Origin of the sequence: Paenibacillus azoreducens, assembly GCF_021654775.1 — a bacterium.
GTDB classification, from domain to species: domain Bacteria; phylum Bacillota; class Bacilli; order Paenibacillales; family Paenibacillaceae; genus Paenibacillus_AQ; species Paenibacillus_AQ azoreducens.
The window spans coordinates 5,959,262-5,972,418 of record NZ_AP025343.1 but is presented as its reverse complement, the minus strand read 5'-3'; the positions used below and the strand labels follow the sequence as shown (position 1 = coordinate 5,972,418).

General features: G+C 45.4%; 15 protein-coding genes. 12 read left to right on the top strand and 3 right to left on the bottom strand.

All coding sequences use genetic code 11. The annotated features are described in order from the left end of the window. The first annotated feature begins 48 nt into the window (after window positions 1-48). The 6 genes from L6442_RS26480 to L6442_RS26455 all read left to right on the top strand — a co-directional run bounded on the left by L6442_RS26480 (window position 49) and on the right by L6442_RS26455 (window position 3,503). Entirely contained in the window at window positions 49-600 is a 552-nt protein-coding gene (locus L6442_RS26480) for a GNAT family N-acetyltransferase (RefSeq protein ID WP_212977162.1), read from the top strand. 312 nt (window positions 601-912) lie between these two features. Further along, entirely contained in the window at window positions 913-1,344 is a 432-nt protein-coding gene (locus tag L6442_RS26475; RefSeq protein ID WP_212977161.1) for an SRPBCC family protein, read from the top strand. 131 nt (window positions 1,345-1,475) lie between these two features. Next, window positions 1,476-2,198 carry an FAD-dependent thymidylate synthase gene (gene thyX / locus L6442_RS26470; protein WP_212977195.1) on the top strand — a complete coding sequence of 241 codons (723 nt, stop codon included), beginning with the start codon at window positions 1,476-1,478 and terminating at the stop codon, window positions 2,196-2,198. A gap of 139 nt (window positions 2,199-2,337) precedes the next feature. Further along, window positions 2,338-2,508, top strand: coding sequence for a YHYH domain-containing protein (locus L6442_RS26465; RefSeq protein ID WP_194235494.1), 171 nt, complete (start codon window positions 2,338-2,340; stop codon window positions 2,506-2,508). Between the two features lie 122 nt (window positions 2,509-2,630). Then, window positions 2,631-3,020, top strand: a complete 390-nt coding sequence (locus L6442_RS26460; RefSeq protein ID WP_212977160.1) for a hypothetical protein — start codon at window positions 2,631-2,633, stop codon at window positions 3,018-3,020. Between the two features lie 63 nt (window positions 3,021-3,083). After that, window positions 3,084-3,503, top strand: a complete 420-nt coding sequence (locus tag L6442_RS26455; RefSeq protein WP_212977159.1) for a GNAT family N-acetyltransferase — start codon at window positions 3,084-3,086, stop codon at window positions 3,501-3,503. A 79-nt stretch (window positions 3,504-3,582) separates the two neighbouring features. Here the strand turns inward: L6442_RS26455 and L6442_RS26450 are convergent, their stop codons facing one another. The 3 genes from L6442_RS26450 to L6442_RS26440 form a co-directional block, all read right to left on the bottom strand. Further along, the gene (locus tag L6442_RS26450; RefSeq protein ID WP_212977158.1) at window positions 3,583-4,374 is read right to left on the bottom strand and encodes a hypothetical protein; all 792 of its coding nucleotides are present in this window, start codon (window positions 4,372-4,374) and stop codon (window positions 3,583-3,585) included. Window positions 4,375-4,403: 29 nt separating this feature from the next. After that, complete coding sequence (locus tag L6442_RS26445) at window positions 4,404-5,063, bottom strand: hypothetical protein (RefSeq protein WP_212977157.1); 660 nt, start codon at window positions 5,061-5,063, stop codon at window positions 4,404-4,406. Between the two features lie 116 nt (window positions 5,064-5,179). Then, window positions 5,180-6,490: an SPFH domain-containing protein gene (locus tag L6442_RS26440; protein ID WP_212977156.1), complete on the bottom strand. Its 1,311-nt coding sequence runs from the start codon at window positions 6,488-6,490 to the stop codon at window positions 5,180-5,182. A gap of 271 nt (window positions 6,491-6,761) precedes the next feature. Between L6442_RS26440 and L6442_RS26435 the strand changes: the two genes are divergently transcribed. The 6 genes from L6442_RS26435 (at window position 6,762) to L6442_RS26410 (ending at window position 13,127) form a co-directional block, all read left to right on the top strand. After that, window positions 6,762-6,932 (top strand): GrpB family protein, encoded by a 171-nt coding sequence (locus L6442_RS26435; RefSeq protein WP_212977155.1) that lies wholly within the window; start codon window positions 6,762-6,764, stop codon window positions 6,930-6,932. Window positions 6,933-6,981: 49 nt separating this feature from the next. Further along, window positions 6,982-7,626, top strand: a complete 645-nt coding sequence (locus tag L6442_RS26430; RefSeq protein WP_212977154.1) for a zinc dependent phospholipase C family protein — start codon at window positions 6,982-6,984, stop codon at window positions 7,624-7,626. 6 nt (window positions 7,627-7,632) lie between these two features. Further along, a complete protein-coding gene (locus L6442_RS26425) occupies window positions 7,633-8,139 on the top strand; it encodes a GNAT family N-acetyltransferase (protein WP_212977153.1) in 507 nt (168 codons plus the stop codon). Between the two features lie 1,464 nt (window positions 8,140-9,603). Further along, window positions 9,604-10,566 (top strand): ABC transporter permease, encoded by a 963-nt coding sequence (locus L6442_RS26420; RefSeq protein ID WP_194235524.1) that lies wholly within the window; start codon window positions 9,604-9,606, stop codon window positions 10,564-10,566. Window positions 10,567-10,582: 16 nt separating this feature from the next. Further along, window positions 10,583-11,491, top strand: coding sequence for a carbohydrate ABC transporter permease (locus L6442_RS26415; RefSeq protein WP_212977152.1), 909 nt, complete (start codon window positions 10,583-10,585; stop codon window positions 11,489-11,491). A gap of 40 nt (window positions 11,492-11,531) precedes the next feature. Further along, window positions 11,532-13,127 (top strand): type 2 periplasmic-binding domain-containing protein, encoded by a 1,596-nt coding sequence (locus tag L6442_RS26410; RefSeq protein ID WP_212977151.1) that lies wholly within the window; start codon window positions 11,532-11,534, stop codon window positions 13,125-13,127. Window positions 13,128-13,157 lie beyond the last annotated feature (30 nt).

Here is a 13,157-nt window from a genome sequence, read left to right as displayed (position 1 = left end):
TTTTGCATTTTTTGCCTCAGACCTTTACCAAATTAGGAGGAGTATGGAATGAAGATTTGTGGAGAGAACGTTGTTTTAACGAAAATTTTAGCGGAAGATTTGGAGTTTCTAATCAGAATCGAAACCGACGAAAGTTTATGGAGTTTCGAAGAATCGGTAAAATCCGAAGAAGAGGCGCGGGAAGAGTATCTGCAAAAGCTCGAAGAGGATGAAGGGGAAAGTTATGATTTTATTATTCGATTGGCAGGAGACCCCGAAGGAACCCCGATTGGCATCGCGCAAATTTGGAGTTATGTCGACTTCCGGAGAAGCTGGGAGATCGGATTCGCGGTTCTTCCGGAGTATGGCGGTCGTGGATATGGCAGCGAGGCGGCCAAGCTTTTACTGCAATTCGGATTCGAACAATTGGATGCCCATAAGATCGTAGGGATGTGCAACTCGAAAAATGACCGCTCGGCAGCACTGATGGAGCGAATCGGCATGACTCGGGAAGGCGTGTTTAAGGAAGAATTGTTTTGGAATGATGAATGGACCGACCAATATTATTTTTCGATTCTTGAAAGAGAGTATCGGCAATCGGAAGCCGCTCATATGGATTAAACGGACGGGATTATGATAGGGCTTATCTATGAGTAAGCGTAAGAGATGATGAAAACGAGATATTTCCCAATACATTAGTGAAGAAGAGTCCGAATTGATTTGTTTGATCAATCATACTGGTGTTGTAACGCTTTGGGGATTGTTAGATGAGTAGTGTGAAGGATATCGTTAGTAATGTTCATATCAACATGCTGAGTCCGATGATACTGATATCAAGATTTTTACGTTTTTGATGTCCAAGACATGAGAATATTTGCTGCGAAAAGACCAATAACTAAACATAGAAGAAATCACTGAAAGGAAATAGGCTTGATGAACAATCTTACGAAAATGAAAATACTTAAGCCCGCTAATGAAATATTTGAAGCTTTTGTGGACCCGGCGAAAATTGGGGGCTTTTGGTTTTCCTCAAGCTCTGAAAGATGGGAACAGGGTAAAACCATTACATTAAAGTATGAAGAGTATGAGGCGCAAGGCGACATCAAAATTGCCGAGATCGTGGAAAACAAGAAGATTGCTTTTCGATGGGGCTCTAATGGCGAGGGAAATGCCGTTACGATAACGTTGATTGATGCCGATCAGGCAAACACGATTGTTGAAGTTAACGAGGAAGGTTTTAACGAAAACGATGATCAATTCATTAGCCGGTTATTGGATAACAAAGAGGGATGGGTTTATATGCTAACCTGTCTAAAAGGTTATTTGGAGTATGGTTCGGATCTGAGAGCGGCATTGATCAAATAGAGGAGACACTGCCTTAATGGCAGTGTTTTTTTTCGTGGAAATATCCGGCATGTCATATGGGAGAATCATACAGGAAGTTGCCCTGCTTTTGAAGAAGTAAGAACGAAGAAGGAATTGAAGGAGGCATTATGATGTCATTCGTTGAGGTTTTGGATAAAGGTTATGTAAGGCTTGTTAACCATATGGGGTCGGACCTGACGGTCGTAAACGCCGCCCGGGTGTCCTATGCCAAGGAGTCTAGTGAGTTGAATGAAAAGGATATCCGTCTAATCCGGTTCCTTGCCAGGGAAGGGCATACCTCGCCGTTTCGGCATGTGATACTGCAGTACGAAATTTACGCCCCGCTTATGGTCGCCAGACAATGGTGGAAATACGTGATTGGCGCAAGCCATGCCGAAGGCACCGGGGACAGTCTCGAAGCATGGAATGAATCAAGCCGCAGATATATTACGGAGGAACCGGTATTTTACGTCCCGGGACCCGATGAATGGCGAAGCAAACCCGAAAATTCCAAACAGGGCAGCGGGGAGGTCCTGAGCGCCGAGACAGGGGGGCAGCTGACGAAGGAATTGATCGACTATATCGAAGCCGGAGTGCAGAAATATGAAGCCGCCTTGCAAGCCGGGGTTTGCGCAGAGCAGGCGCGGCTGTTTTTGCCAGCATACGGAATGTATGTCAGATGGTATTGGACCGCCTCCCTACAGTCGGTATGTCATTTTTTAAGCCAGCGCCTAGAGCATGACGCCCAAAAGGAAATACAATCTTATGCCAAAGCCATTTTGGAACTTAGCAAACCGCTATATCCGGCATCGATACATGAATTGATTGAACAAACGAAAAGCGACTCCGAATGAAAGAGAAAAGGCAATTCTATCGCGATTATTTCATAAAAATACGAATTTATAGAATATAGGTATCCTGATTTTGGGTTTTATAGTAGAATGAAGGAGATTCTATTACACCCTAAAGCATAGGGGATATGCAGGTGATAAAATGAAAAAATTCGTGATCATGATGATGGCTTTGGTCGTATTGCTGGGAATCACATCTTCTGCTTACGCACATTCGGGAAGACTCGATAAAAACGGCGGGCATAACTGCTCTGCCAAATCCAAACAAAAAGGTCTTTGCACGGGTTATCACTATCACAAGAAAAAAAGGTAAGGGTTAAATCCAGCTGGGGTGACTTGCAGCTGGATTTTATGCTATAAAGATGGAAAGAGTGTTATTGACTCTAAATCGAGGATTTTGCAAAAAACTAAATCATGAATCCAAGGAGAAATAACATGAATAAAATGATGATTTTATTTGTCTCTTTCATCTTGATGGTCACCAGCGGCTGCACTTCCGGTAATGGAATCGCCAGGAAAAATTATGGAATAGAAAACCCTTCCGCATACAAGGTTTTGCAGTCCAAACCTGATGCCGACATTTTTATGTATAAGGGTACCGTTTATTGTTCAGGAATCGATTGGGTGAATGAATTAAGCCTTACGAAGGACGTGCAAATTACAAAAATTAGTCAGAACAACAAGGACGGTCTGCATTTCGAAGACGGGACGGCCAATCACTTAAGTATCGGAACCAGGATTTACAGCGTGAAAGAACGCGGAGATATATTAATTGCTGAAACGGAAAAAGGGGATGTGCGCTATTATCATTTGGTGGAGGGATAAATAGGAAAATTCCGAATTACCATCATCAATTATAGAAATATTAGGGCCAAGGGAGAGTATGAAATGAGTGTACATCAAATCTCAAGAAATTCCGAAGAAGAAAGCAAATTTATCAGAGATAGGCTGATTGAGTTTAATGCCGGCCAAGTGCCAGCTGATCTGAACCGATATGAGGAAATAAATCTGAATATCAAGGATCAAGAAGGCAAAATCATCGCGGGCTTGCTAGGTGAATGCTGCTGGAACTGGGTGGAAGTCCATATTTTATGGGTGGACCCGGCTTATCGAAAACATGGCTTTGGCTCCCAATTGTTAACGGAAATCGAGAGAATAGCCAGAGAAAAAGAATGTACCTTCATTAAACTGAATACGTTCAGCTTCCAAGCCCCCGGGTTTTACAAAAAACATGGATATCAAGAAATGGCTGTAATCGATGACGCGCCTCGGGGATTCAAGCATTATTATTTTAAGAAGGATTTATAACAAAAAACGCCTGCTCCGCTTGTATTTGTAGACAATAGAGCAGGCGTTTTGGTTTTATAAATCGGATTGTCATCCAGCTTTATGCGCTGATTTCGTTGCCGCAATATTCGCATTCTTTCCGCTCATGGGGAACAACGACCACCCTGGCGCCGCAGCCGGGGCATTCGATCATCCTTGGGCCTTTTGGTTTCGTGTCTGTATCTTCATCTTCTTCGTCGTCGTAGTCCTCATCATCGTACTCATCCTCGTCGTCCTCGTCATCGTATTCATCCTCATCATACTCATCATCGTCGTCGTATTCATCCTCATCATTTTCCTCGTAATCCTCGTTCGCTTCGTATTGTTCGTGAAAACCTTCCGGCTCGAGTAAGAGAATCCCATTTTCGATTCTGCCGAATGGCAGCATGCGCTCATTCACCATAAATTCCAAATCCCGCATGACCGGATAAGGGGATTGTCTGGTTTCATAAGCGATGTGATCGATCTCATTGATCCCATTCTTCATCACTAACTGATAATATTGACCCAGCAGCTTATTGAACTTTCGGTCCGCCACGCCGGCCAAAGCAAAGAAAATGGCGGCCGGAATAAGCATAAGCATGCCCCAGACGAGACCTATGCCTAAAAATTCCGCTATTTCTTCCTGTCCGAATCCGTCGTATGTCAAATAGATGAGAAACATACAAATAAAATAGGTATAGATCAGGCACCAACCCAGCAACTGATGGTTTCGGCCTTTGCGGCTGCGATGAAAATGCGTTGAGATTACCCGGATGAGGGCCATCACTAAACCGAGGGGGAAAAATAAAAAAGTTATGGCAAGGATGATCCGGTCAAATGCCTTGAAATTTGATTTGAATGCAAAATCCATGTATAGATCTCCTTCTTATATTTCTTCTCCTATATTGACTTGGAATTCAAAAGCAGCGATTGTTTCTTTTGTTCATCCATGATTTCATGTATTTTACGAACGATTTGGGTAGTTTCGGCTGCTGCTTCTGCTTTTTTCGGCACGGCTACGGCATTCATGAGCTTCACCTGGTCCTCCAAAAGCGAAATATGCTGCTCGAGCAGGCTCTTGATTCCACACCATGCCGCACTTACTGCCGGATCGCTATAAAGAATGGTTTCCTCTAACTTTCTAAACTCCTGCAGCAGCCCGCTTGGTTCCGGAATGTCTGACATGGTCTGTATTTGCGAACGAATGGATGATATCCGGTTGGCCAGCTTCTTTTGGACATTTCGTTCATCAAACTGCTTGCGCTCCTGGGAACCGGCATACCTTCCCCCCAGCTCCAGCAGCACGCAAACGACAATAAACCCCGCCAACATGATGAGTTGTATCGTTAGATAAGCAGCCCACGTGATTTCCAATATGTATTCGCATAGAATGACGCTAATCAAAACGGAAATCCCGTAAATCCCGGTAGCGACACCGGATGCAATGCGAAAAGGAACAGGAGAGCTGGTATTTGATCTGCCGCTTGTTATCCGCAGCCAAAATAACAATGCGGCGGCTTCGGCGCACCCGACCGCTGCACCTGAAATCCATGTGTTCATCCTGTTCCATCCGCCATACCATCCAAACAGCACAACAGTTATCAAGGGCAATATGAAGACGATGTTCCTGAACCAGCTTCTACGAATGATTCCGGTATTCAATTTCTTCCCCCGCTTTATGATAATTTGGCGCCGCATTCCATGCAGAACTTTTGTCCGGGCGTAATTTCGTGATTACAGCTTGTGCATTTCAGGACGCTGCTCGTACCGCAGCTTGGACAAAATTTCGCTTTGGGATCCATCAATTCTCCGCATTCCCGGCATGCCTTCGGAAGCGCGGTTCCGCAATTCGGGCATGCAGCCGTTCCAACAGCGAAGTCGTAACCGCAAGATGGACAGGCATTGTAAGGATCTCCGCAATTTTCGCAAAATTTGGCGTTCGGAGGAATTGGACTTCCGCAATCGCTGCAAATGACCTGTTTCTTTTCGGGAGTGGCGGCAGCTTCCGCCGTCAAGGATTGACCGCAGCCGGAGCAGAATCTCGCTTCTTCCGTATTGGGGCTTCCGCATTTCGGGCAGCTTGTCTGCTTTGCGATTTTGGCCGCAGAACTTTGAAACGTAAGATTTCCGCTCATTTGGTTGGCGGCTTCATACATAGGACCTGCCATCCCCAATCCCATCCCGAGCCCGGAGCCGATCGTCGCGGCGGTGCTTCCGGGATTTTTGGCCGCATCTTGCATAGTGTTAAATGATCGTTCCTCCTGATAGGTATATCCGATAATATCCATCTCCGCCTTTTTGGCTAAAGCTGCTTTGATCCGTTGGGCGGCAGGGTCATCCGACGGAGTATTTATCGAATCGATATAGAAATTGATGAGTGATATGCCCATATCCTCAAAGGCTGGAGCAATCGCAGTTTCGATATGTTTGGCTATTTCGGCGGCATAAGCGTTGATTTCGACCACGCTGATTTTTTTGTGGACGATGTAGGCCGAGATCATTTCTTTGATGTTGGACATCAACACGCCGCGGTAATATTTAACCAGCGTATCCTGATCAAAAGTGGAAAGATTCCCTACCAGCTTTAGCAGGAACTTACGTGCATCCACAATTTGAATTCCGAATTGGCCGTAAGCTCTTATAGATACAATAATGTTGAATTTAGGATCCTGCAGTTCCAGGGGCGAGCTGGTCCCCCATTTCACATCCAGCGAGCTGAGTTTATTAACGAACCACACCTCAGCTGTAAAAGGGGAGCGTCCGCCGAATGGCAGGTTTACGAAACTGGACAACAAGGGTATATTAGCGGTACTTAACGTATGGCGACCAGCCGTAAAGGAATCCAGCGCCTGACCGCTTTTAAACAGAATCGCTTCTTGAGTTTCGTGCACGATCAGTTGGGTCCATGTTCCCAATTCCTGATTCGGATAACGCCATGCAAAAACACCTGGGGGTCCATCGTATTTCACAACATCAATAATTGCCATTTAATGCACTCCTTTTTGCACCATTCATTTCATTAAATATGGAAAAAGGTCCTTAAAGAATCAATTTCATAATGGATGTATATTGAGCGATTTGACCTAGATATTGGATCATATGACAGTAGTTATCATTATGAAATTGATTATATATGCTACTATTGTATACGATTATAGGCCTATACGGGTGCGAATATTTGGAAATTTTAAAGGATTCTGCGGAAATATGGGGAAAAAGTATGGCTAGGGTAGAAGTCATTAAAAGGAGGAGAGCCTTATGTTAGACAACACCTTTTATATCGCGCCGTACGACCCGAAATGGAAAGCGGAATTTATGGGGCTGGGCGCAAAAATCAAAAAGGCGCTCGGGGATCCAGCGCTAAGAATCGATCATATCGGCTCGACCTCCGTTGAGGGACTTGCGGCGAAACCGACGTCGCTGTCGTAAACGATAGGGATTCCATATACATATATTTATCACGAAGGAGAGGTACGCCATGCCTTGGCCAATGGTTCATTTTGCTGTCGCTCAAAAGTTGTCATTTTCCGATCCTTCACCCGCTTTTCTGCTTGGCAGCATTTCGCCGGATGCGATTCATGCGAGAGAGCATGTCACCAGACAAGATAAGGGTGTCACCCACTTTGTCCGGGAAGAACGATTTCCAAGCATTGAAACGCTTCAGAATGCCTGCATCGAATATTTGGATAAAGATCGGAATGCAGAATGGAAAGAGTTTATTCTAGGGTATTTCGCGCATATTTATACCGATATCCGGTGGACTGAGACATTATATGTAGATTTTGAGCAGCAGTATAGCGGAGACCCGGCAGAGACAAGAAAAACATATCACCGGGAAGTCAGCCAGCTTGAATTCGATTTATTAAAACATACAGCTTGGGCCAAGGATGCGCTTATCAAATTGCGGCAGGCACATGCGTTTGCGCTTGATCCGTTTCTTACATGGGATGAGGTCGGCAGGTACAGAGACAGCAAAATTAAGTGGTTGCAAGATAACCGTAATGAACCCGGCATTCAGAATAGCTACTTTCAGGAGGAAAAAGCGAAACATTTTATCGAAAATACAGCCAACGAATTAAAAGAGCTATTTCAGGCATGGAGAATCGATACGAAAGGGGAATGACAATTCATGCATATTACGAATATACAGCGCGGGCAAGCGGATGCATTTTGGAAGCTGCGGCTAGAAGCGTTGAAGAATCATCCCGAGGCTTTTGGATCCTCTTATGAGGAACAGGTACATACGCCGGTGAGCGAAGTCGAATCGAGAATAAACGAAGAACCTGACAATTATATTTTGGGCGCTTTTACGGAAGCAGGCGAGCTGGTTGGCATGGCCGGATTTCGGAGAGAGCAGGGGATGAAAGTCAGACATAAAGGGATGGTGTGGGGAGTATACGTATCTTCCAAGCATCGCGGCCAAGGAATTGCCAAAATGCTTATGCAGGAAATACTGCGCCGGGGCAAAGAAATCGAAGGCCTAAGGTTGATCCAGCTGACGGTGGTTACGGCCAATACGGCTGCGGCGGCATTGTATAAAGGACTGGGGTTTGTCAGTTATGGCCTGGAGAAAGAGGCTCTAATGGTGCAGGGGCAGACTTATGACGAAGAAATGATGTCTTATTTTTTGGGCTGAAGCTGGCCATGACCAACCGATATCCAGTGGCTCAGAAGACGCTTCTCATCCAAGCAGGCGAGAACTGTTTGAAGCGGGTTTTGATCAATCCGATTGATACTTCGCTTAAATTTACACATGCCCGGATACATCACTGTAATGCTGGTGGCATGAAAAGAACTAATCAAAATGATGCAGTACGGAGGATCCAGGGGAAGGCCATTCCCTTGGATCCTTTTTTTGAAGATATAAGGGAGCATAAACCTCAAGAAGCCCACATTCTTGTATCGCAGGAAAAAATACCGCAAAACGCTGTCTGACTTTTGTGAGGGTAAGTCGATAGGCGTATTTTTGTTTGTGTAGTTTTTGACCTGATTCGCGTGTTCACCGAGGAGGGTGAAAAAGTGGCTGCATGCTATGTTTTCGAAGGTGACTTAAAGGTAATTTTGAAGAGGAAAGAAGCGGATGAAGCGGACTTCGCGGATTTGAAGCGGATACGAGCGGTTCCAGAGAGAAATTGTTGCGAAAGTGCATCCTTTTCAGGCTTTTTATAGTGTGAAATGCAAAATTGTTGCGAAAGTGCATCCTTTTGACCATGAATCGTCTGTGTATGCCTAAAAGCTGGGGAAAAGATGCATTTTTGCAAGCTTTCTAGCCATAATTGCCTGGAACGCTAAAATAGATGCACTTTTGCAACTTTTCAGAAGGAACAGCCAGGCAGCCAGTTAACCAGTCATTTTTGTCATGTAGGATTTTGCTAAAACCAAAAAGCGAATTCAAGAATCAATTTCATTAATGCCGCTGTTCAAATACCTTTAATTATTATTCATTATGAAATTGATTCCTTTTGAAACAATTCATGAGAAAGTGGCGGAGTTACGCTCAAAAGGATGCATTTTTGCAAGCCTTTCTCGGGTAGATGCTGGAGATGCTGAGAATGTTCTTGCAAAGCCGACAGAGTCTACAACTTTTACATTTATTCAATTTAAAGTAGCGAACCGCAGTGAGAAGATGCAGTTCTGCAAGCTCTCTCCGAGGACATGATGAGCATGTACTTGTGGAGCGTAAAACCTGCACTTTTTTTGTATTCACATTTAAAGCGGGCGGAACCGCAGCAAAAAAGAAATGCAAATGATTTGCAGACTTTGAGACATTTCCCCAATACTCCCTTTTGTCAGAGGAGATATGCAGTTTTTTTCCTGCTGCTGCAGTGGTTGGTCATATTTGATATGAAAATGAAACCCCTTTCTTTCAAGCAAAAAAAACATATTGTCAGCTTGTCACGTACTATTGTCAAATGGCCTAATCCCTGATGTGGCGCGGTTTTTGGGGATTCATAAACGACATATTTACGCCGGGGCGGGTGATGTCCTATCGTTAAACATGTAAGCGCTAGCAATCCTGCAGGGCTTCGATGAGGCAAGTAACATTCGAAGAAGCAAGAGTCAAGACAAGAGAAACAATCATATTGAAAGGGGTGATCCTATGCAGGATACTAAAGCTGCTGTTTCAGGCGAGGTTATGTTGAAGCCTGGCAAGCACGGCAAGGGCGTTTGGAAGAGAATCATACAGAACTGGGAATTGTACATCTTTATTGCGCCCGCATTTCTCTACTTCCTTATTTTCTCTTACGGGCCGATGTACGGCATTCAAATCGCGTTTAAAAACTTTATCCCGACCAAAGGAATCACGGGTAGCCCGTGGGTTGGATTCGATCATTTTGAACGCTTCTTTCATTCGTATTACTTTTGGGATTTGCTCTGGAACACGCTGAGCATTAGTTTGTACGAACTGGCCATCGGATTTCCGATTCCGATTATTTTGGCGCTTGCTTTCAATGAAGTCAGAAACGGTTTCTTTAAAAAGCTGGCCCAAACGGTTACCTATGCGCCTCACTTTATCTCCGTCGTGGTTATGGCCGGGATGATTATTTCCTTCCTGTCCCCATCCACAGGGATCGTCATTCATATCATCGAAGGGTTAGGCTTTCAAGCCCCTGAATTTCTGACAGATCCAAGGTGGTTTAAAACAATTTACGTTTTATCGGGAGTGTGGCAAAGCGCAGGTTGGGGGACGATCATTTATTTGGCAGCGCTTTCGGGCGTAGACCCGGGTCTTCACGAAGCGGCGATTATTGACGGGGCTTCGCGATTCCAGCGCATTCGTCATATCAACATTCCAACGATCATACCAACGATGACCATTTTGCTTATTTTGAACATGGGAAGTTTGCTTGGGGTAGGATTTGAGAAAATCTTGCTGCTGCAAAATCCGCTGAACATGGTATCTTCGGACGTTATTTCCACTTTCGTGTACCGCTCCGGGCTCGTGGATGCACAGTACAGCTTCTCGACGGCGATCGGTTTGTTTAACTCCGTGATCAACTGCGTGATGCTGGTTGTTGTGAACCAGATTGTACGCCGGACGAGCGAAAATAGTTTGTGGTAAGAAAGGAGGGGCACGAATGCTTGCAGGTGTAAAAGAAACCAAACGCGACAAAGTGTTTTTGATTTGCAACTACATTTATGTATTCCTTGCTTTTTTGATCGTGTTCTATCCTTTGGTCTATATGATCAGCGCGTCGATCAGCGATCCGAAATATGTCGCTTCCGGCGAGATGTGGTTATGGCCGAAAGGAATTACTTTTGACGGTTACAAACGGGTGTTTGAGAATTCGAGCATTTGGATCGGTTATGGGAATACGATTCTGTATACGGTCGTCGGAACGACGATCAACCTGCTGGTCACATTGCCGGCTGCGTATGCCTTAAGCCGCAAGGATTTTGTAGGACGGAATTTCTTTATGGGCATGTTTATGGTCACCATGTTTTTTGGCGGCGGCCTGGTACCGACGTATTTGCTCGTTAAACAGCTGGGCATGATCAATACGATGTGGGCGATCGTCATTCCGTCGGCGGCATCGATTTGGAACATCATCGTCTCCCGCACGTTCTTCCAGAGCTCCATTCCAAAAGAACTGCAGGAAGCTGCGCAAATCGACGGATGTACGAATATGAGACTGTTTATTAAAATTATCCTGCCGTTATCGATGCCGATTATCGCGGTAATGGCTTTGTTCTACGGTGTAGGCAACTGGAACAGCTATTTCTCGGCATTGATTTACTTGAATGATTCCGCAAAATATCCGCTTCAGCTGGTATTGCGACAAATTTTGGTACTGCAGGAAATGGCCGCGCAAGGCGGCGGTGCGATCGATGCTTCCACTGCGGCAGCCATGAACAGCAAGGCGGAAATCGCGGCGCTGGTCAAATATGCGGTCATCATTGTGGCTACCATTCCAGTTATTGTTATTTATCCTTTCCTGCAGCGTTATTTCGTTCAAGGTGTTATGATTGGTTCCGTAAAGGGCTGATCTTTGCTAACAATACAACAATAGAAGGGGTTATGGCATAATGAAAAAACTTCGCAAGGCATCATCCATTATTCTTTGTCTCACTTTGTCTGCTACACTGCTCGCGGCATGCGGCTCGTCCAAGGATGGAGGTTCATCTTCCGAGGCGGAAGGCGTTAAAAAGGACGGTTTTCCAATCGTTGAGAAACCGCTTACGCTTACATTGATGTCCCAGGATGCAGGGGTTGCGGATTGGAATAAAATGCCTGTCCTTCAGGAGATGGAAAAGCTGACTGGAATTAAATTCAACTACCAGCTTTCGCCGATTGACAGTTTTGCCACCAAGAAAAATCTCGTGTTTGCCAGCGGCGATTTGCCTGACGTATTTTACGGCGCGGATATTAAGCCGGCGGAGCAGGTGACATACGGCACGCAAGGCGTACTGATTCCTTTGGAGAAATATATCGACGAAGGTTATGCGCCTAACATCAAAAAGATTTTTGACGAACATCCGGACATTCGCAAGTCGTTTACGACGCCTGACGGACATATCTATGCGCTTCCGAATATCGATTTGTCCGCCGTATGGTACCGCAGCCCAATGTGGTATAACGGCAAATTCTTGAAAGCCCTTAATATTAAGGAGCTGCCAAAAACGACGGAAGAACTGTACACCTATCTCAAGCGCGTAAAAGAAGAAGACCCGAACGGCAACGGCAAAAAAGACGAAATTCCGTTGACTTCCGTGAAGCTGGACGATCTGCGCATGTACTTCCTGGGCTTCTGGGGCATTTATGATGAAGTCGTTTATGCCGACAAGGACGGCAAGGTCCATTACACTCCTCAAGAGGAAGGCTATAAAGGTTACCTGACGTTTATGAACCGTCTGTGGAAGGAAGATCTGCTGGATCACGAGACGTTCTCCCAAACGCCTGAACAAAAGAAAGCGAAGGGGCAAAACAACCAGATCGCAGTGTTTAACGACTACTATCCTTACTTTACGCTCGGCGGAGAGCCTAGTGAAGACAACCCGCTGATGACGCCGGTGAAGAGCGAAGTCGAAGGTTCTCCGGTATATGGTAAACATCCGGGCATTTCCGCCAACGGTACCTTTGCCATAACCAGCAAAAACCCTGCTCCGGAAGCAACCATGCGTTGGATTGATTACCAATACGGTTATGACGGCGCAACGCTGTTTGCCCAAGGACCTGAAGGTCTTCTGTGGAAATATAAGAATAAAGACACTCATGAAAAAGAATGGCTGCCTGTTCCGGGAGGAAAAGACCGCGAGGAATTCCGCGGCACAGTCACGCCTAACTACGGTATCCTGACGCCTGGCATGAACTCCAGCGATCTTACCAATGGGCTGAAAAGCGACTTTGACAAGTGGATCGACAAGGAAAATGCCGATAAGCTTGTTCCGATCGGCAAGGCACCGTTCCCTAACGTATATCTAACCAACGAGGAACAAAGCGAAGCTACCTCCTTGTTGTCTGACCTGAATACGTACGTGCAGCAAATGGAAGCCAAATTCGTGACCGGGCAAGAGCCGCTGTCCAATTGGGACAAGTACGTGGCACAAATCAAAAAAATGGGCGGAGACCGTATCGTCGAATTGTATCAAGGCGCGTACGACCGCTGGAACACTGGGAAATAATCTTAGCGCGTAAGGGGCTAGGTTAGATTC